Annotated in this window: 18 protein-coding genes; 8 read left to right on the top strand and 10 right to left on the bottom strand. The window is 29.5% G+C overall.

The features are described from left to right. Positions 1–9: 9 nt before the first annotated feature. From KQI89_RS09615 to KQI89_RS09600, 4 genes are all read right to left on the bottom strand, one after another. On the bottom strand, positions 10–789 hold the full coding sequence (locus KQI89_RS09615) for an electron transfer flavoprotein subunit beta/FixA family protein (protein ID WP_216456920.1): 780 nt from the start codon (positions 787–789) through the stop codon (positions 10–12). A 12-nt stretch (positions 790–801) separates the two neighbouring features. After that, the gene (locus tag KQI89_RS09610; protein WP_216456919.1) at positions 802–1,941 is read right to left on the bottom strand and encodes an acyl-CoA dehydrogenase; all 1,140 of its coding nucleotides are present in this window, start codon (positions 1,939–1,941) and stop codon (positions 802–804) included. A gap of 39 nt (positions 1,942–1,980) precedes the next feature. Next, positions 1,981–2,763 (bottom strand): short-chain-enoyl-CoA hydratase, encoded by a 783-nt coding sequence (locus KQI89_RS09605; RefSeq protein ID WP_216456918.1) that lies wholly within the window; start codon positions 2,761–2,763, stop codon positions 1,981–1,983. Between the two features lie 216 nt (positions 2,764–2,979). Beyond that, the gene (locus KQI89_RS09600) at positions 2,980–3,627 is read right to left on the bottom strand and encodes a redox-sensing transcriptional repressor Rex (RefSeq protein WP_032120637.1); all 648 of its coding nucleotides are present in this window, start codon (positions 3,625–3,627) and stop codon (positions 2,980–2,982) included. A 612-nt stretch (positions 3,628–4,239) separates the two neighbouring features. Here KQI89_RS09600 and KQI89_RS09595 point away from each other — a divergent pair. The 6 genes from KQI89_RS09595 (at position 4,240) to KQI89_RS09570 (ending at position 9,111) form a co-directional block, all read left to right on the top strand. Further along, on the top strand, positions 4,240–5,421 hold the full coding sequence (locus tag KQI89_RS09595) for a sensor histidine kinase (protein WP_216456917.1): 1,182 nt from the start codon (positions 4,240–4,242) through the stop codon (positions 5,419–5,421). Positions 5,422–5,427: 6 nt separating this feature from the next. Beyond that, positions 5,428–6,063 carry a response regulator transcription factor gene (locus KQI89_RS09590; RefSeq protein ID WP_216456916.1) on the top strand — a complete coding sequence of 212 codons (636 nt, stop codon included), beginning with the start codon at positions 5,428–5,430 and terminating at the stop codon, positions 6,061–6,063. Positions 6,064–6,081: 18 nt separating this feature from the next. Continuing rightward, positions 6,082–6,597 carry a hypothetical protein gene (locus KQI89_RS09585; protein WP_216456915.1) on the top strand — a complete coding sequence of 172 codons (516 nt, stop codon included), beginning with the start codon at positions 6,082–6,084 and terminating at the stop codon, positions 6,595–6,597. A 16-nt stretch (positions 6,598–6,613) separates the two neighbouring features. Then, entirely contained in the window at positions 6,614–7,348 is a 735-nt protein-coding gene (locus KQI89_RS09580) for a glycerophosphodiester phosphodiesterase (protein ID WP_216456914.1), read from the top strand. Between the two features lie 134 nt (positions 7,349–7,482). Next, the gene (locus KQI89_RS09575) at positions 7,483–7,995 is read left to right on the top strand and encodes a ferritin (RefSeq protein WP_216456913.1); all 513 of its coding nucleotides are present in this window, start codon (positions 7,483–7,485) and stop codon (positions 7,993–7,995) included. 285 nt (positions 7,996–8,280) lie between these two features. Continuing rightward, positions 8,281–9,111: a phosphatase PAP2 family protein gene (locus tag KQI89_RS09570; RefSeq protein ID WP_216456912.1), complete on the top strand. Its 831-nt coding sequence runs from the start codon at positions 8,281–8,283 to the stop codon at positions 9,109–9,111. A gap of 163 nt (positions 9,112–9,274) precedes the next feature. Here the strand turns inward: KQI89_RS09570 and KQI89_RS09565 are convergent, their stop codons facing one another. The 4 genes from KQI89_RS09565 to lepB all read right to left on the bottom strand — a co-directional run bounded on the left by KQI89_RS09565 (position 9,275) and on the right by lepB (position 13,871). Further along, positions 9,275–11,719 (bottom strand): heavy metal translocating P-type ATPase, encoded by a 2,445-nt coding sequence (locus KQI89_RS09565; protein WP_216456911.1) that lies wholly within the window; start codon positions 11,717–11,719, stop codon positions 9,275–9,277. An 11-nt stretch (positions 11,720–11,730) separates the two neighbouring features. Next, a complete protein-coding gene (locus KQI89_RS09560; protein ID WP_216456910.1) occupies positions 11,731–12,096 on the bottom strand; it encodes an ArsR/SmtB family transcription factor in 366 nt (121 codons plus the stop codon). A 177-nt stretch (positions 12,097–12,273) separates the two neighbouring features. Then, positions 12,274–13,161: a radical SAM/SPASM domain-containing protein gene (locus KQI89_RS09555; protein ID WP_216456909.1), complete on the bottom strand. Its 888-nt coding sequence runs from the start codon at positions 13,159–13,161 to the stop codon at positions 12,274–12,276. A 119-nt stretch (positions 13,162–13,280) separates the two neighbouring features. Continuing rightward, positions 13,281–13,871, bottom strand: a complete 591-nt coding sequence (gene lepB, locus KQI89_RS09550; protein ID WP_216456908.1) for a signal peptidase I — start codon at positions 13,869–13,871, stop codon at positions 13,281–13,283. A gap of 374 nt (positions 13,872–14,245) precedes the next feature. Between lepB and KQI89_RS09545 the strand changes: the two genes are divergently transcribed. Continuing rightward, positions 14,246–15,754 carry a PAS domain-containing sensor histidine kinase gene (locus tag KQI89_RS09545; RefSeq protein ID WP_216456907.1) on the top strand — a complete coding sequence of 503 codons (1,509 nt, stop codon included), beginning with the start codon at positions 14,246–14,248 and terminating at the stop codon, positions 15,752–15,754. 74 nt (positions 15,755–15,828) lie between these two features. Here the strand turns inward: KQI89_RS09545 and KQI89_RS09540 are convergent, their stop codons facing one another. Continuing rightward, positions 15,829–16,896: a mannose-1-phosphate guanylyltransferase gene (locus tag KQI89_RS09540; protein WP_032120627.1), complete on the bottom strand. Its 1,068-nt coding sequence runs from the start codon at positions 16,894–16,896 to the stop codon at positions 15,829–15,831. A gap of 316 nt (positions 16,897–17,212) precedes the next feature. Between KQI89_RS09540 and KQI89_RS09535 the strand changes: the two genes are divergently transcribed. After that, complete coding sequence (locus tag KQI89_RS09535; RefSeq protein WP_032120626.1) at positions 17,213–17,758, top strand: glutathione peroxidase; 546 nt, start codon at positions 17,213–17,215, stop codon at positions 17,756–17,758. Positions 17,759–18,121: 363 nt separating this feature from the next. Here KQI89_RS09535 and KQI89_RS09530 read toward each other — a convergent pair whose 3' ends face one another. After that, positions 18,122–19,438: a 6-phospho-beta-glucosidase gene (locus KQI89_RS09530; protein WP_216456906.1), complete on the bottom strand. Its 1,317-nt coding sequence runs from the start codon at positions 19,436–19,438 to the stop codon at positions 18,122–18,124. Positions 19,439–19,473 lie beyond the last annotated feature (35 nt).

The following is a 19,473-nucleotide window of genomic DNA, read 5'->3' as shown; positions in this document are numbered from 1 at the left end:
AACTGTAGATTAGATATAATGCTTTTCTCTTAGTTTTGAGAATACGTGTTCAACTGCCTCTTTTGCCGGCTTGTTTACTACTTCTCCCTGTCCTTTTGCTTCTTTGGTTATTGACCTTTTAACCTTTGTAGGTGAACCAGCAAGTCCAAGTTGGGATTTATCAACCTCTATATCATCAGCTGTCCATATTTTGATTTCCTTATTAGAAGATTCAAATATATAATTTGCGTGCATGTATCTTGGCTCATTTAATTCTTTTATGGCCGTTAATAATACTGGAGCTTTAACTTCAATTATTTCATATCCATCTTCTAAAGCTCTGTTTATTTTTAATACTTCTCCTTCAGCTACTACTTCTTGTACATAAGTAACTTGAGGAATATTTAAATGCTCAGCTATTTCAGGACCAACTTGAGCTGTATCTCCATCTATAGCTTGTCTTCCAGCAAATACTATATCATAATCAAGCTTTTTTAAAGCTCCTGCTAATGCTTTTGATGTTGCTAATGTATCCGCTCCAGCAAATGCTCTATCTGTTATAAGAATAGCTTCATCTGCTCCCATGGATAAAGATTCTCTTAATGCATTCTTTGCTTGTGGCGGTCCCATACTTATAACAGTTACTTTTGCACCGTATTTATCCTTTAAAACTAAAGCTTCTTCTAAAGCATGTTTGTCTTCTGGATTTATTATTGAGGGAACCCCTTCTCTTATAAGAGTTCCTGTTTTTGGGTCAATTCTTACTGCTGTGGTGTCTGGTACTTGTTTTAAACAAACTACTATATTCATCTATGTAACCTCCTATTTCAATGCATTTCCGGCTATAACCATTTTCTGAACTTGTGAAGTTCCTTCATATATCTCAGTTATCTTAGCATCTCTCATCATTCTTTCCACTGGGTACTCTCTAGTATATCCATATCCTCCGAAGATTTGAACTGCCTTAGTTGTAACTTCCATAGCTACCTCTGATGCAAATAACTTTGCTCTTGCAGCTTCTACTGAATATGGAAGCCCTTGATCTTTTAACCAAGCAGCATTATATACTAGATATCTTGCAGCTTCTATTTTAACGTCCATATCAGCTATCATCCATTGTAATCCTTGGAATGCGCTAATTGGTCTTCCAAATTGTTTTCTTTCCTTCATATATTTAATGCTTTCTTCTAAAGCACCTTCTGCTATACCTAAAGCTTGAGCAGCAACTCCAATTCTTCCTCCGTCAAGAGTCTTCATTGCTATACCGAAACCTTTTCCTTCTTGTCCAATTAAGTTTTCTTTTGGAACTATACAATTTTCCATTACAAGCTCTGTAGTTGATGAAGCCCTTATTCCCATCTTATCTTCAAGCTTACCTATAGAGAATCCTTCAAAATCTTTTTCAACTATAAAGGCTGATATTCCTTTAGTTCCTTTGCTTCTGTCTGTCATAGCAAATATTATAAATACTTCTGCAACTCCACCATTAGTTATAAATATTTTTGATCCATTTAAAACATAATGATCCCCATCTAAAGTTGCTGTAGTTTGTTGTCCTGCCGCATCCGTTCCTGCTCCTGGCTCTGTTAATCCAAAAGCACCTAGTTTTTCACCACTTATTAAAGATGGTAGATATTTTTGTCTTTGAGCTTCATTACCAAATTGATATATTAAAGATTCACATAGTGAAACATGAGCAGATAATATAATTCCTGTTGTTCCACAAACCTTTGATAACTCTTCTACTGCTAATATATAAGCTAATGTATCTCCAGAGGCTCCACCATATTCCTTTGGAAATGGAATTCCCATAAGACCATATTTACCCATAATCTTAGCATTTTCCATAGGAAATCTTTCTGTTTCATCTATTTCACCTGCTATAGGCTTAACTTTCTCTTCTGCAAACTGTCTTACCATTTGTCTAACTAATAGTTGTTCTTGTGATAATGCAAAATTCATTTATTTTTACCTCCTTAAAAGACCATATTAAATAAGGTATTATTTATTTTGGAAATTCTTATCTCTTTTTTCTACAAAGGCACTCATTCCTTCTTTTTGGTCTTCAGTTGAGAAACACTGACCAAAAGCTTCTGCTTCATACATTAAAGCTGTGTCTATATCACATTGCATTCCTCTATTTATAGCTACTTTTGATAGTGTAACTGCTATAGGTGCATTAGAGGCTATTAAGTTTGCCATAGCCTTAGCTTCTTCCATTAATTTTTCTACTTCAACTATTTTATTTATTAATCCTATTCTTAAAGCTTCATCAGATTTCATCATTCGTCCTGTAAATATCATCTCTTTTGCAATACCTAGTCCTACATGTCTTGCTAATCTTTGAGTCCCCCCAAAACCTGGAGTTATTCCAAGACCTACTTCTGGTTGTGCAAACTTTGCTTTTTCTGTTGCTATTCTTATATCACAAGCCATAGCAAGTTCACATCCTCCACCTAAAGCAAAACCATGAATAGCTGCTATAACTGGTTTTTCAAGATTCTCAATCCTTCTGAAAACTTTATTTCCAAGTACTGAGAACTTTCTTCCTTCAATAGTAGTTAGATCTTTCATTTCTGTTATGTCCGCACCTGCAACAAATGCCTTTTCTCCTGCACCTGTTAAAACTACCGCATAAATACTTTCATCATTTTCTAGCTCGTCTACAATAATGTCTAACTCTTTTAAAGTTTCTGAATTTAAAGCGTTTAACGCTTTCGGTCTGTTGATTGTGACAATAGCAATATTGCCTTCTTTCTCAAGGATAACATTTTTTAGCTCCATGATAATCCTCCCTTAATGATTTTTCAATGATTATATATTGAAATTAAAGCAATTAATATGCCAATTTCAATTTTTTACTTAGGGTTTGTTAATTATCTAACAAATAAAATTAAAAAATAATTGAAGTTTTCACTTCAATTATAATTATACCCTTAAAAATAATTTATTTCAATAATAAAAAAATTATTTTGAATGTTTTTATTCTTTTTATTATTTTTACTCTTCAATTTCTTCATCCTTTTCATGAAGTAAATAAGTAAGTGTCAGTAAACTCTCACTAAGATGAACATTTTCTATCACTACATCCTCTGGAGCTACAAGATCTACAGGTGCGAAGTTCCAAATACCTCTAACACCATTGTTCACAAGGATATTGCAAACCTTTTGGGCATTTACTCTAGGAACACAAATTATTCCTATATCTATAGAATTTGAACGAAGATACTCTTCTAGCTTATCTATGTCTTGTATTTCTATATCTCTAATTCTTATGCCTAAAAGCTTAGGATTAGCATCAAATATAGCTTCTAGATTAAATCCTAGTTTTTCAAATCTATTATAATTTGCTATAGCTTGCCCTATGTTACCAGCACCTATTATAGCTGTCTTATAATCGTTTGATAGCCCTAATATTTGGCTTATTTGAGCATATAGCTCACGTACATTATATCCATATCCTTGTTGGCCAAAATCTCCAAAACAATTTAAATCCTGCCTTATTTGAGAAGCTGTAAAGCCAATTTTTTCACTTAATTCTTTCGAAGAAATTCTATCTACATCATTTCTAAGTAATTCAGCAAGATATCTATGATATTTAGGTAATCTTTTTATCACCGCCATAGAAATATTTCTTTTTCTGTCCATATTTACACCTCTTTAACTAAATTTCTATTCACATATTTATATTGTTTATTTTATATGTAAAATTAACTATGATTCATATATCTGTATAAACCTAACCTTAATGTAAGTAGCTCAATAACCTTATCTACTAATAAACTAATACATAAAGACTTCAATATATACTGATCTTAATATACAGATCCTTTTAAAATTTAAATTTAACAACACACATAATCTACATTTTATCACACTATTTAACATAGTGACTAAAGTTTATAATTATTTATGTATTATTTACTATTATACCTTGTTTGGTATGATAAAAACAATATGCTAGTTTGATAATTTTATAACTATTGAAAAGGTTTTTTGTTAAATTATAACTGGGAAAGTTCACACAAATCTATTATAATTACTATTTTTTTAACAATGTATTTTTATATTTACTATATGTTTTAATTATTGACCTATTGTTCCTAATATATTCAACATTAATTTTAAAACTTATATTCTATTTTAAATTATAATAAATATCTCCATATTGATTAATAAATTTCTATTTATATATATAAATATGAAATAAATGCTATAATATAAATAAATTTTAAAAAATATTAGTTGTTTGGAGATATTATGGATAAAAATACTGAGAAAACCATTTGGATAATACTATATCTTTCTTTTACTTTAATATTTTTGCTATTAATTTATTTTTCTAACGAAAATAGAGTGATTTTGGGATTTTTATCCTCACTTTTAATAATTTCTGTTAGCATTAGATTGTCTATAATCTATCCAGTAAGCCATAAAAAACACATAGGTAAACTGATGCTATTCTTTGACTTAACCATAGTCTACCTTATTTTTGTCACCGATATGTCCGGTGTCTCAATTTTATACACTATAATATTAATTATGGACTCCATATTCTTTCATAGTAATAAGTTTAGTTTTTTAATTATAGTATTAGGATATATATCTTTTGTGGTTTATAATGCTTCCATGCCATCTTTATATCCCACTATAGGCCCTATTTCATTTTCATCCCTAATAGCTTTGTTAGGATTTAGCTTTCTAGCAAGTATATTGTATTTTTCAAAACAACAAATAATTCAAAGTACTAAGCTTTCTAGCTCCATGAAAGAAATAGAAGAGAAAAATATAAAACTTGAAAAAGCTTATATAAAATTAAAAGAGCACTCTGAAGCTCTTGAAGAAATGTCAGCTTTAAAAGAAAGAAATAGAATCGCTCGGGAGATTCATGATACTGTGGGCCATACTCTTACTACGGTCTTAGTGGAAATGGAGGCTGGCAAAAGACTTTTAGCAAAAAATAAAGCGGCTGGATTGGAAAAAATAGATTTAGCTCAGGAACAAGTTAGAAAAGGACTTTATGATATTAGAAAATCTGTAAGACTATTAAAAGAAGGAAAAGATCTTATAGAGTTTATACCTTCTTTAAAGCTTCTTATTGAAGACACACAGCTTCATACAGAAATAAAAATATCCTATGACATTTTATTAAATGAAGATATCCCTAAAAATTATGAAAAGATAATTTATAATAGTTTATTAGAAGGCCTTACAAATGGAATTAAACATGGTAGGGTTACAGAATTTATTTTTAAACTTTATAAAGAGAATAAAAATATTTACTTCTATTTAAAAGACAACGGTATTGGATCTGATGATATGATAATGGGCTTTGGTCTTACTACAATGAAAGAATCTATAGAAGAATTAGGCGGGAATTTTAATGTAATTTCTTATCCTAAAGGCGGATGTATAATTAAATTTAATTTATTGGAGGAGTAATTTGTTATGATACGAGTGTTGATCGCAGATGATCAGACCCTTATGAGAGATGGTCTTAAAACTATTTTAGATTTAGAAGATGATATCGAGGTAGTAGCTACCTGTGAAAATGGAGAACAGGCAATAGAACAGGCTATTAAACTGCATCCTGATGTTATATTAATGGATATTAGAATGCCTGTAATGAACGGTGTTGAAAGTGTAAAAAAAATAAAGACCTCTCTTCCTAAAATTGCAGTAATAATGCTTACCACCTTTGATGATGATGAGTATATAGTAGAAGCTTTATCTAATGGTGCCTCTGGATATCTTCTTAAAGATATTCCAGCAGATAAATTGATTGAAGCCATAAGAGATAGCTTAAAAGGCCAGCTTTTCATACCAACAAATATAGCTGCAAAACTTGTAGCTAAATTATCACATAAGGAAAGTTCAAAAGAAATTCTAAAAAAGAAACTAGATCTTTCTGAAAGGGAAATAGAAGTATCTTCATTATTAATAGAAGGACATAGTAATAAGCAAATAGCTGCAAAACTATTTATTTCTGAGGGTACTGTTAAAAATTATATAAGCAATATATATAGTAAAATAGGCATAAGTGATAGGACTAAAGCTGTATTATTTTTAAAAGAAAATCTTTAAAGTGTCAGGAGGAATATAATGAAGAGAAATATTTTTTTCGCAATAACCATATTATTCACCGGTATATTAATGCTTTTGAGAAATATGGGTATTATAAGAAATAATGTTTCATTTTTTATAGTGGGTCTTGCCTTACTAGCCATTTATATCCTCTTGGGATATTATGGTAAAGAAAAAAATATATTAATATTAATACCTTCATTAATATTAATATCTTTAGCCCTATGGGAGTTTATAATAAGTTATTATAAACTGGGTAACATAGGTTATGATATTCTTTTGATACTCTTTGGTTTTTGTTTTATAATAGTTTATTTTGTCCACATAAAAAAACAGAATTACCAGGAATTCACAAGAAATTATTGGCCTCTTTTTTGTGCTTTACTGATTTTTATTTTAGCTATAGTTTATACATTTAATTTTAATAATGTATTTATTATGTTAAGATATCTTTGGCCTTTCATTCTTTTATCTATAGGTTTTTTTATATTTATTGGAGACTATAAAGAATATAAAAAATCAAATAAAAAATAATTTAGGAGGTTTCATTATGGCCAGTAAAAGTTTGAACATAGCCCACAGAGGTTTTAGTGGAAAGTACCCCGAAAATACAATGATAGCTTTTAAAAAAGCTGTAGAAGTAGGTTGTGATGGTATAGAAACTGATGTGCAGCTTACTAAGGATAAAGTACCTGTTATATGTCATGACGAAACTATAGATAGAACTTCTGATGGTTCAGGCTTTATCTCCCAATATACCTATAAAGAACTTTTAAATATGAACTTTGGAGTTAAATTTGGAAATGAATTTAAAAATACTAAAATCCCTACTCTAGATGAGTTACTAGCTTACGTTAAGGAAACAGGCATTTACTTAAATCTTGAACTGAAAAATAGCATAGTACTCTACGAAGGCTTAGAGGAAATGGTTATAAAAAAAATCTATGATTATGATTTATCTAATAATGTTATAATGTCTTCTTTTAATCATTATTCCATGGTAAAGTGTAAATACATTGACGCAAAGATTAAGACGGGATTATTATATGAAGCTGGACTTTATAAACCAGAAAAATATGCCGAATATGTAGGTTGTGATGCTCTTCACCCTCACTTTTTAAGTGTAATACATAAACCTATCGTTGAAGGGATTAAATCTAAAGATTTTCTTATAAATACTTATACTGTCAATGATGAAAAATATATGAAAATACTTATTGACCTAGGGATAGATGGAATTATAACAAATTATCCTGATAAACTTAAATCCTTATTATTAAGCTAATTGCTCTTCATTGATAATTATTTTATCATGAGATATAATATAATTATATTTTTAAATTAAACAAAGCTCTTGTATTAAAATATACATTATGATATAAATAGACTTTTGTCTAAAATGTACTAGGAGGTAGAAATATGTTAAGTGAAAGATTATTAAAAGCTTTAAACGATCAAGTTAATTATGAGTTCTACTCAGCTTATACTTATTTAGCAATGGCTTCTTATGCTGAAAGTCAAGATTTAGATGGTTTTGCAAATTTCTTTAGAGTTCAGTATGAAGAAGAACTTTTCCACGCTATGAAGTTTTATGATTATATAAATCAAATGGATGGGAGAGTTATACTTGAGAAAATAGATCAACCTAAAGTGGAATATGATTCTGTTCTTCATCTTTTTGAAGAGGGATACAAACACGAAAAAGAAGTTACTTCTAGAATATATAATCTTGCAGATATAGCTACAGATGAAAAGGAACATGCAACTATAAGCCTACTTAAATGGTTTATAGATGAACAAGTTGAAGAGGAGCAAAACTTCAATACTATAATCAAAAAACTTAAGAGAATAGAATCTAACTCTGCAGCTTTATACATGCTTGATGATGAGTTAGCTACAAGAACCTTTACTCCGCCAGTAGCTAATGCTTAAGTAAATTTTTTAAATCAATAAGAAGCTCATGCATAACCCTAACATGCATGAGCTTCTTAAGTTACTACTCTGTAGTAAAACTGTATAAAATGTTCCAGAACAGCTCTGGTGCCATTCCCTTTATTGCCTGAAAGTAAATCTAACATTCATAAGTATAGATAAAAACTAAACCCTTGTCAACAGGGTAATCTTGTTTTTTTCGATAAACTATGACAATTTCAGACTGATTTATTGTATAATAATTTTGTTTTTCTTATTTTGCTACAAAAACTAGGAGGTATTATTTTGAATACAATTATTTTTTTACAATCCTTTAGTAATGGCTTTCTTGATAATTTCTTTATATTCCTTACCATGTTAGGTGAAGAATATTTATCAATTTTTATAATGCTCTATTTATTTTGGTGTGTTAATAAAGACCTTGGATACAAATTAGGATTCTCTATCCTGTTTAGCACAGTAACCAATGGAGCTATAAAAGATACAGTGAAAGCTATAAGACCTATTGGCAATCCTTTAATACGTAGTTTAAGAGAAAATACTGCTACAGGATATTCATTTCCTAGTGGACATACTCAAACCACTACCTCCTTATGGTTTTCTCTTATGCTAGTAATTAGAAAATTTTGGTTTTATATCTTTGCAACTTTGCTTATTTTTCTGGTAGGAATCTCAAGGCTTTACTTAGGTGTTCATTGGCCTTTAGATGTACTAGGTGGATTAGCTTTTGGTGTAATAAGTGTAATTGTTGGAAATTATCTTTTTGCATTATCTAAGAAAAAAAACAATAAATTTATTTTGCTAATTCTTATACTCCCTTCATTAATAGGTCTTATTTTATTCCCAAGTACGGATTATGCAAAAGCTGTAGGAGGTTTTACTGGATTTTTCATAGGATATGTAATTGAAAGTACCTATATAAACTTTTCTATAAATAAAAAACCTTTAAATACCATACTAAAATTATTAGTTGGACTTACAAGCATACTTGCTATAAAATCTGGATTAAAAATTATACTTCCAGCAACAAATTTAAGTGATTTCTTTAGATACTTAATAGTATGTTTATGGATTACCGCTATAGCACCTTGGATATTTAAAAAATTAGGACTATAAATTAAATTTAAAAGAAAAAATAAAACAGAAGAAATGCTTATATTTAAAAATTCATTTCTTCTGTTTATATGATAACTATCTGATCTAATACTTCCTTTAAAGTGAATCCACTAACTCTGTTTATTCTAATTAAGTTTTTAAAAACAAAGTATACAGAAAAACTTTAGCTCTTAATTTTAAGCACTCTCATAGAATTTAAAACTGCTAATAAGGTTACCCCTACGTCTGCAAATACAGCTTCCCACATAGTAGCTATACCAAAGGCTCCTAACATTAAAACAACAACTTTAACACCTAATGCAAATATTATATTTTGCCATACTATAGATCTTGTTCTCTTAGCTATATTTATGGCAGATACTATCTTAGAAGGTTCATCTGTCATTATTACCACATCAGCTGCCTCTATTGCTGCATCGGATCCCAATCCTCCCATGGCTATTCCTATATCTGCTCTAGCCAGTACTGGAGCATCATTTATTCCATCTCCAACAAATATCACCTTACCCTTTTGGGATTTAGCTTTATCTATTTCTTCTAACTTTTCTACTTTATTTTGAGGAAGTAATTCAGAGTAAACTTTATCTAATCCAAGCTCTGCCGCTACCCTATCAGCTACAGCTTTATTATCTCCAGTTAACATTACAGTATTTTTTACACCTACTGATTTTAATCCCTTTATTGCATCCTTTGAATCCTCTTTTACCTCATCAGAAATAATTATATATCCCGCATAGTTTCCATCTATAGCTAAATGCACCACAGTTCCTACACTAGATATTTCTTTTATACCTATTCTATACTTGTCCATAAGTTTTTTATTTCCAGCTAATATATTTTTATTATCTACTGAAACCTTTATTCCATAGCCTGATATTTCCTCATAATTATCAATCCTTGACTCATCAATATCTCTGTTGAAATAGCTAATTATTGAAGTTGCTATAGGGTGATTAGAAAAGCTTTCAGCATAAGCTGCATATTCTACTAATTCTTCTTTTGATATATTTTTCTCTGAATAAACTTCAGTAACATTAAATACTCCCTTTGTTAAAGTTCCTGTCTTATCAAAAACTATAGTCTCTACATTATTTAATGCTTCTAAATAATTTCCACCTTTAACTAATATTCCATTTTTGGATGCAGATCCTATCCCTCCAAAGAAACCTAAAGGTATAGATACTACCAATGCGCAAGGACAAGAAATAACCAAGAATACCAAAGCTCTATATACCCACTCTGAAAAAGTAGCTCCCTCTAATATTAAAGGTGGCAATAAAGCTAATATAGCTGCTACTATAACCACTACCGGAGTATAATATCTTGCGAACTTAGTTATAAACTTCTCAGTTGGTGCCTTTTTAGCTCCTGCATTTTGTACTAAATCCAATATCTTAGATACAGTGGACTCTCCAAACTCTCTTTTAACTTCTGCATATATTAATCCACTTTTATTTATAAATCCACCTAATACTTCATCACCTTTACCTACATTTCTTGGCACAGATTCTCCTGTTAAAGCTGATGTATCTACCATACTACTTCCTTCAGTTATTATTCCATCTAGTGGAAACTTTTCTCCTGGCTTTATCATTATAATATCGCCTATTTCTACTTCTTCTGGAGACACTGTTACAAACTCTTCTCCTCTTTTAAGGTTTGCATAATCTGGTCTTATATCCATAAGATCTGCTATGGATTTTCTTGAACGATTTACTGCTAATCCCTGGAACAGTTCGCCTATTTGATAGAAGATCATAACTGCTACTGCTTCTGGATATTCTTTTACCGCAAAAGCACCTAATGTTGCTATAGTCATTAAAAAATTCTCATCAAAAACTTGACCTCTTATTATATTCTTGAAAGCTCTTAATACAATCTCTCCACCTACCAAAAGGTAACTTGTAACAAATAATATAAGCTCTACTGTAGGTGAAAAATCAAAAATCAATGGTATTGAGAAAAACCCTATGCCTAGTATTATCTTTATAATTTCTGACCTTAAGCCTTCCCCTGAACTTTCATGGCTATGGCTATGATCATGACCATGATCATGTTCTTCATTATGGCTAATGTCATGTCCATCTTCTTTCTTCTCCATTATGGCTTTACTTTTTCTTAACTCTAATTTTTTTACTAATGTTACCTTTACATCTGGTTCTAGCTTATTCACTATATCCTTAACTTTTGTAAATATATAATTATGATCTATTTTATTATCTGTTTTTATTATAAGTCTTTTAGATACAAAATCTAAATTAGCTTCATTAACACCTTCTAAATTATTAGTTGCTCTTTCAATTTTTGCTGCACAGTTAGCGCAGTTAAGACCATCCAATAATATACTTATATTTTCGTTCTTATTTATTTTTACAGTTTTTTCTTTAGGTTTTACTATTACATCTGGTTCTAATTTATTTACTATAGTTATAGTCTTTTTAATTAATTCATCTATTGAACCTTCTTTATCTGTTTCTATTAATAAAGTTTTAGTAGCAAAATTTAAATTAGCAAAAGATACTCCTTCTAACTTTGAAACCCTGTGTTCTATTTTCGCTGCACAATTTGCGCAGTCTAAACCTTCTAATACTAATTCTTGCTTATTCACAAACCCACCCCCTATTTTTCTGTAATATGAATTAATCCTTTATCAAATATATCTTTAACGTGTTCATCATCTAATGAATAATAAACTACTTTTCCTTCTCTTCTGTTTTTTACAAGTCTTGAATTTTTTAAAACTCTAAGTTGATGAGATATAGCTGATTGGCTCATTCCAAGTAGAGCAGCTAAATCACAAACACACATTTCAGCTTTAAATAATGCACATATTATCTTTATCCTTGTACTATCTCCAAAAACCTTAAATAATTCTGCTAAATCATATAGCGTTTCATCCTCTGGTATTGATTTTTTTACATCTCTTACCACATCTTCATGTATCATAGTAACATTACAACTATCTAACTTATCTGTTTTTTCCATGTTCTCATCCCCTTTCTACATATGATCATATATTCATATGTTCAACTATATTATATGACTTCTGTACAATGCAGTCAAGTACTTAATAAAATTTCCCTTGATAAATTATATGTCTTATAAAACTTTATGTGATAAAAAAAATAGCAAGCCTAAAGCTGCTATTAATTCTATATTGTTTTATTTATTTGTATTAAATCTCTTTCTATAACCACATTTTCTACAAAGCTCTTCTACAACTTCTCTTCTTGAAAACCCTTTTATAATGTTTCTTGCTCTTTCTCCTTCTACTATTTCAGAAAAAGAATCTTTATAAATATTACCAAGATTAATTACACCCTCTCCATCAAGGCAGCAAGGAACTACTGTACCATCTACTAATATGGCAATTTGATTTTTAAGACCATAGCAAAAACCTGTTCCTGATCTATCTTCATCTACTTTTAAATCCGGCCACTGAAATTCATAATCTTGATTTAAAAATATCCCCTCTGATATTTTAATTCCTCTACCAGGATTAATCTTCTCTTCAATCTTATAAGGTAGATTAAACTCCCTTTCTATAATCTCTAAAATTTCTCTATTTCTTTTCTTTTTAATATTTGTAGAATTATCTTCATCAAGGTTCCAAAGCCTAAAAGATATAAGGGTATCACTACTTTTTCTAATATTTTTTGCAAAGGAGATTATATTATCTATATATTCATACTTATTTTCTCCGGTTTGATTACCATCAAAACTATGAAGAGAAAAATTAATCTGTCTTAACCCAGGTTTACCTATTAATCTATCCTGTACATTTTTTATTAGGGTTCCATTTGTAGTTATATTAACCTTAAAGCCCTTTTCATAGCTTAAATCTAAGAGTTTATCTATATCTCTATGCAGTAGTGGCTCCCCTTTTACATGAAAATATATATACTCTCCATAAGGTTTTATTTCATCTAATATATAACTGAATTTATTAAAATCAATAAATTCAGATTTTCTTTTAGTTTGAGGGCAAAAATCACAGGAAAGATTACAAGCATTTGTGATTTCTATATAAATCTTTTTAAATTTCATCATATACTATTACACTCCAATTCCTTCATTTCTTGATATAATCTACAAATTATATACTTCATCATAATTTTTTTAAATTTTGTAACATGTCATATTGTTTTATTAATAATTGGAGTATACTCTTATTTTAATAAACTTAATTTATTAAAAGGCCATACCCTAAGCCTTGCTTTACCCTCCACAGCCTTTAGATCTATAAATCCAAAATTTCTGCTATCTCTACTTTTTTCCCTATTATCACCTAATACAAATAGCTTACCTTCTGGAACCTTAGTTGGCAAATTAAGTTCTCTCTTTAAGGTATCCCCTTTTATATAGTCTTCAGAAATCTTTTCATCATTTATATAAACAGACCTATCCTTTATATCAATTTCATCTCCTGGCAATGCTATAACCCTTTTTACCATTCGTTTACTTACATTTTCCGAATTAAAAATATCCTTAAAAAATATCTTAATGTCATCCACAAATTTTTCTTTTATATCATCCTCTAAGAAAATAATAATGTCCCCTCTTTTAGGCTCATTAAAACTATAAGTTATTTTGTCAACAAACATTCTATCTCCTGAATATAATGTATCCTCCATAGAAGATTGTTGAACTTGAACCATAGCAAAAACCTTAGTGTTAAGTAAAGTTACTATAAAAAAAGCTAATATTATAGACAATACTAAGCTTTTAAATTCCTTTAAAAACAAATTACCCTTAGTCATTTAAATACCCTCCTTAATACATCTAGTAGGTTAAATCACCAAACTCTTTATTTATAATATTTTATACATAGACTACACATAAACAATTAGTCTAAATTTTTTCATATAAATTTTCTCTAACACTTTTCCACTGTTTTCTTATTTATATTATATCAGAAAAATCTTCCTAAAAATAAAGAAATCTTTCTTATATTCTAATATCATATTTTTATATGAACTTATTTAATTCATATTAATCACCCTTTTCCATAAATAACATCCCATATTTTCACAAAATATATAATTTTGTGAAGGATTTTTCCCAATTTTGTCTAATTAATATTAATGGTAAGTTTTAATACCTTTATTTATTGCAAAAGTGAGGAGGAACATTGATGTGTTATGACACTTCTAATGATAAAACTTCAACATCGAGGCTCTACATAAAAAATCATATTGTTAAAGATTTAGATGCAAAATTTATTGAGATAACTGGATATACAAAAGAAGAATTACTAGGAAAATCCATTAATGATTTGTTTGAATTATTAAAATTAAATATACTAAAGAAAAAAGAAAGAAATACCTGCTTTTTCATTACAAAAAACAATACATGTATAGAAATAGACTTTTATAAGAAAGATTATTTTTATGATAAAAGCATGGAATTTATATTTATAATAGATTCAATAGTTAAACTCGAAGATAAATTTCCCTATGCATATAGTCTTTATATGGAAAATAAAATGGGTGTAGCTATATATTATGCTAAAGACCTTAGGCTTTTAAAAGCTAACGAAACTCTTTTAAACTTCTTACAGGAACCTCATAATAAAATAGAAAATAGCATTGGTCGTACTTTACCTGAAATACTTCCTAACTGGCCAGGCTCCGAGTCTGAAAAAATTTGGAAAGATGTTATTACTTCTAAAAAAACTTATTATGGAAGAGAGAAAATATATGAAGGTTTTAATCGCGGTATAACCTATTGGGATGTTGTTATTACACCTATTATTGAAGATGGAACATCAGTGTATATTATTCAAACCATAACCGATTCAACAGAGCATGTTTTAGATAGGAAAAAAATTGAAGAGCAAAATAAAACCCTTGAACAGATAATGGAAAAGAAATCTAATTTTTTCTCCATGATATCACACGAGTTAAAAACACCTTTAAATGTAATTTTAGGTGCCCTCCAACTCATGGAAAACTTGGACACAAATGATTTAAATTCTTCCTATAAATTAACGCAAAAATATATAAAAATGCAAAAGCAAAATAGCTTTAGGCTGTTAAAACTAATAAATAATCTAATAGACATAACTAAAATAGAGGAAAATCACTTTACAATTAATAACTCTAATTTCGATATAGTGAGAGTTATTGAAAACATTACAATGTCTGCGGTTAAATACACAAAACTTAAAAATATAGATCTAATCTTTGACACAGAAGTAGAAGAAAAGTACATGGCTTTTGACATAGAAAAAATTGAAAGAATAATGTTAAACTTACTTTCAAATGCAATTAAATTTACAGATCCCGGAGGAAAAATTGAAGTAGCTATCTATGACAGAAAAGAGAAGATTTTAATCTCTGTTAAAGACAGTGGTATTGGTATTCCAGAAGATATGCTAGATAAAATTTTCGATCACTTTACTCAGGTAGATACCACCCTTAGAAGAAAAGCAGAAGGAAGTGGCATAGGACTTTTTCTAGTCAAATCTCTAGTGGAGATACAAGGTGGAACAATCTCTGTAAAAAGCCAATATGGTAAGGGTAGTGAGTTTTTAATGGAGTTACCCGTTAAACTAATAGATAATGAAGTACCTATTGAAGATAATAGGCCTCTTTCAAATATAAGTAAAATTAATATAGAGTTTTCAGATATATATTTTTAATGAAGCTATCCTTACTTTCAAATTAAGTTATAAAAATAAACCTTGCATTTTGCAAGGTTTATTTTAGTGAATAGCTATATATATTTATAAAACTCTATCCTATTCTTAATATCATTTAAAAGATGTTTCATCTCCTGATCTTTGCATTTATCCATTATGAGAATTACATCTCCTGAATCTACTATGACTAAATCCTTTATTCCAAAACCTATAATAAGTTTATCCTTACTAAACACCGAACAATTTTCACTTTCATCTAAAAAAACATTTTCTGAAATATTATTTCCCTTATCCTCCTTTAAAAATCTACTTAAAGCCTTAAAGCTTCCAATGTCATCCCATAGAAATTCGCATTTTATAACAAATGCCTTTCTAGTCTTTTGCATAATACCAAAATCTACAGATATTCCATCTATTAAATCATACTGTTCCTTTATAATCTGTTCTTCTTCTGGCTCCTCTATAGCTTGATATATTTGCATAAGACTTTTATACATCTTAGGAAGATATTTTTCCATCTCCCTTAAAAACACATCTGCTCTCCATATAAACATTCCACTATTCCAAAGATAGGTACCTTTAAGCAAAAAATCTTTAGCCACTTCTACATTTGGTTTCTCTGTGAATCTCTCCACTCTATAAGTAGCCATATTACCAGCCACTCTCTCCCCCATTTCAATATATCCATAACCGGTTTCAGGTCTTGTTGGATTTACTCCTATGGTAACTAGGCCTCTTCTTCTCTCTGCTATTTCAATAGCTTGACTTAAGGTATCCTGAAATTCTTTTTCTCCTTGTATATAATGATCTGAAGGCAGCACAACCATTACTGCATCTTTATCTTTCTTTAGTAATTTTACTGCTGAAAGACCTATGCAGGTGGCGGTCTCCTTATTAGCGGGCTCTATAAATATATTTTCCTCATTTATTTCTATAAGCTCCTCTTGAATTTTATCCTTATATTTTTCATTAGTTACCACATAGATATTTTCCTTATCTATCATGGGCTTAATTCTATCTACAGTATTTCTTAAAAAACTTTTATTATCTACACTCCTTAAAAACTGCTTAGGGTTATCTGATCTTGATAAGGGGTACAACCTAGTTCCTTTTCCTCCTGCTAATATCAACGCGTAAAGCACTTTTCACACTCCAAGTATTGCTATGCTTTATAATATGAAAGAATGGCTATATTGGTGAGAAAAATGGTACAGCCTTTTTTATTTTATCAGTTGTTTTAAAAAATATTATAGATATAAACTTTGAAACTGTGACTGTTTTAGCTTTATAACAAATAAAATGTTGAATTTCCTAGAATTTTATATTTAAAAGAAGTTTTTATTTATTAATAATTATAGTTGACAAAATAAAATATAAATGTTATATTTATCTCATAAGATTCAATTGGATAAAATAAAATTTACATAAATTATTTTTTTAATAAAGGAGAGGTTAAATATGTCAATTTATGATTTTAAGGTAAAAAACATAGACGGCGAGGCTGTGGACTTAAATCAATATAAAGGCAAGGTTTTATTAATAGTTAACACTGCAAGTAAGTGCGGATTTACACCTCAATACAAGGATTTACAAAAACTATATGATAAATATAATGAAAAGGGATTTGAAATATTAGGTTTCCCCTGCAACCAATTTGCCATGCAAGAGCCTGGCAATAATAAAGAGGTTAAGGCTTTCTGCGAGTTAAACTACGGAGTATCTTTCCCAATGTTCGAAAAGATAGATGTAAGAGGTAAAGAAGCTCATCCTTTATTTAAATATTTAACTGAAAAAATTGCTTTTAAGGGACTTAATGAAGAAACTCCAAGTGGAAAGATGCTTTATGCCTTCATAAATGAAAACTTCCCTGAGTTTCTTATAGATGACTCAATAAAATGGAATTTTACTAAATTTTTGATAGATAGAGATGGAAATGTTATTAACAGATTTGAATCTCCAATAGAACCAATGGATATTCAATCAGATATAGAAAAGTTACTATAATTGCCTTTAAATTTCCCCCAAATAATTTAAATAATAAATTTAGTAACTAAATAAAACAGGTTTAGAGATGTTATTTTCTCTAAACCTGTTTTTGTTTTCCCCTTAAAATAAGGCTTATTTTGCTAATTCATATATAGCATTAGCATATATTTTAGCATTATTAGCTACAGAAAAATAAAATCATATTCAATACTTCAACTATGCATATAGTTGAAGCTATTAAAGCCTCTGAAAAAGGCTTAACCTTAGATGAAATATACGATTATCTATTAACTCTAGCTCCTATTGGATATGATAAACTTTAATAAAAAAAGCTACTCTAATTTTTAATAGAGTAGCTTTTGTATAATAAAATTCTTAATACTATTTCCTATATTGAGGTAGATAATCTATATTTTCTTTTATTATGTCATCTAAAACCCTCTTAGCTACATTAGCATCCTTAACTAAAGGATGTATTGTTAATGCTTTTAGTGCTGCATGATAATCACCATTCACTGCTGCCTCTACTGTAAGCTCTTCATATGCCTTAACCACTTGCAATAAACCTCTTATACTTGTCTCCATATGTCCTATATTAATTGGATGAGCCCCACTTTTATCTATAATACAATTGCACTCAATAGCTACATCTTCTGGTAAATCTAATATGGTTCCATTATTTCTAGTGTTTACATATTGTATATCTTTTTTATCGTTATATATGGAATTTATAAGATTTACTGCTGCCTCACTATAGTGAGCCCCTCCTCTTTTTGCTAATTGAGGTGGTTTTATATTAAGATTCGGATCTTTATATAATTCAAATAGATCCTCTTCTAATTTTCTTACTACCTCTCCTCTAGTCCCATCCTTTGCAGCACTTTCTTTGCACTCTTTTAACATATCTTCAGTTAAGTAAAAGTATCTATGATAAGGACAAGGTAATACTCCTAAAGCATCTATTAGTTCCTTATTCCATTGTAAGTTTGGAATATTTCTCATGGTAAATAGTTTATCATCCTTTAACATTTCCATAACTTCTTTAGTTACATCTTCACCATCTTTATATATTTTTCTTCCCCAAACTAGATGATTTAACCCACCAAATTCTATATATATCCTATCTGCTGAAACTCCAAACATTTCAGAAACCATGCTGACCATTCCTATAGGCACATTACATAATCCTATGGTTTTTATGTTAGTATGTTTTAAAACTGCTTCTGTGACTATTCCTGAAGGATTAGTGAAATTAATTAACCAAGCATCAGGACATAGTTCTTCCATATCTCTACATATGTCTAATATGACTGGAATTGTTCTTTGAGCCTTTGCAAAACCACCTGCTCCAGTAGTTTCTTGTCCAATTAAATCATATCTTAGAGGAATTTTTTCATCTCTAATTCTAGCTTCCATAAGCCCTACTCTAAATTGGGTAGTTACAAAATCAGCATTCTTTAAAGCTTCTCTTCTATCAAGAGTTAGATGTATATTTATATTTGCACCAGCCTTTTCTACCATTCTCTTTGCTAAGTTTCCAACTATCTCAAGTTTCTCTCTTCCCTCTTCTATGTCCACAAGGTATAATTCTTCTATTGGTAGCTCCCCGGATAATTTTTTATTAATAAATCCTTCTATAATTTCTGGAGTATAACTTGAACCTCCACCTATAGTAGCAATTTTTAAACCTTTCTTCATAAGAGCACCTCCACAATTACTTATTATATTCTATA

It is taken from the genome of Clostridium simiarum, from assembly GCF_018919175.1.
GTDB lineage: Bacteria > Bacillota > Clostridia > Clostridiales > Clostridiaceae > Clostridium_L > Clostridium_L simiarum.
This window is presented reverse-complemented; position numbering and strand designations above follow the sequence as displayed.

Excerpts from the sequence above, each read along its gene's own strand:
- KQI89_RS09615 (WP_216456920.1), bottom strand. The coding sequence starts at position 789 with ATGAATATAGTAGTTTGTTTAAAACAAGTACCAGACACCACAGCAGTA.
- KQI89_RS09610 (WP_216456919.1), bottom strand. The coding sequence starts at position 1,941 with ATGAATTTTGCATTATCACAAGAACAACTATTAGTTAGACAAATGGTA.
- KQI89_RS09605 (WP_216456918.1), bottom strand. The coding sequence starts at position 2,763 with ATGGAGCTAAAAAATGTTATCCTTGAGAAAGAAGGCAATATTGCTATT.
- KQI89_RS09600 (WP_032120637.1), bottom strand. The coding sequence starts at position 3,627 with ATGGACAGAAAAAGAAATATTTCTATGGCGGTGATAAAAAGATTACCT.
- KQI89_RS09595 (WP_216456917.1), top strand. The coding sequence starts at position 4,240 with ATGGATAAAAATACTGAGAAAACCATTTGGATAATACTATATCTTTCT.
- KQI89_RS09590 (WP_216456916.1), top strand. The coding sequence starts at position 5,428 with ATGATACGAGTGTTGATCGCAGATGATCAGACCCTTATGAGAGATGGT.
- KQI89_RS09585 (WP_216456915.1), top strand. The coding sequence starts at position 6,082 with ATGAAGAGAAATATTTTTTTCGCAATAACCATATTATTCACCGGTATA.
- KQI89_RS09580 (WP_216456914.1), top strand. The coding sequence starts at position 6,614 with ATGGCCAGTAAAAGTTTGAACATAGCCCACAGAGGTTTTAGTGGAAAG.
- KQI89_RS09575 (WP_216456913.1), top strand. The coding sequence starts at position 7,483 with ATGTTAAGTGAAAGATTATTAAAAGCTTTAAACGATCAAGTTAATTAT.
- KQI89_RS09560 (WP_216456910.1), bottom strand. The coding sequence starts at position 12,096 with ATGGAAAAAACAGATAAGTTAGATAGTTGTAATGTTACTATGATACAT.
- KQI89_RS09555 (WP_216456909.1), bottom strand. The coding sequence starts at position 13,161 with ATGATGAAATTTAAAAAGATTTATATAGAAATCACAAATGCTTGTAAT.
- lepB (WP_216456908.1), bottom strand. The coding sequence starts at position 13,871 with ATGACTAAGGGTAATTTGTTTTTAAAGGAATTTAAAAGCTTAGTATTG.
- KQI89_RS09545 (WP_216456907.1), top strand. The coding sequence starts at position 14,246 with ATGTGTTATGACACTTCTAATGATAAAACTTCAACATCGAGGCTCTAC.
- KQI89_RS09535 (WP_032120626.1), top strand. The coding sequence starts at position 17,213 with ATGTCAATTTATGATTTTAAGGTAAAAAACATAGACGGCGAGGCTGTG.
- KQI89_RS09530 (WP_216456906.1), bottom strand. The coding sequence starts at position 19,438 with ATGAAGAAAGGTTTAAAAATTGCTACTATAGGTGGAGGTTCAAGTTAT.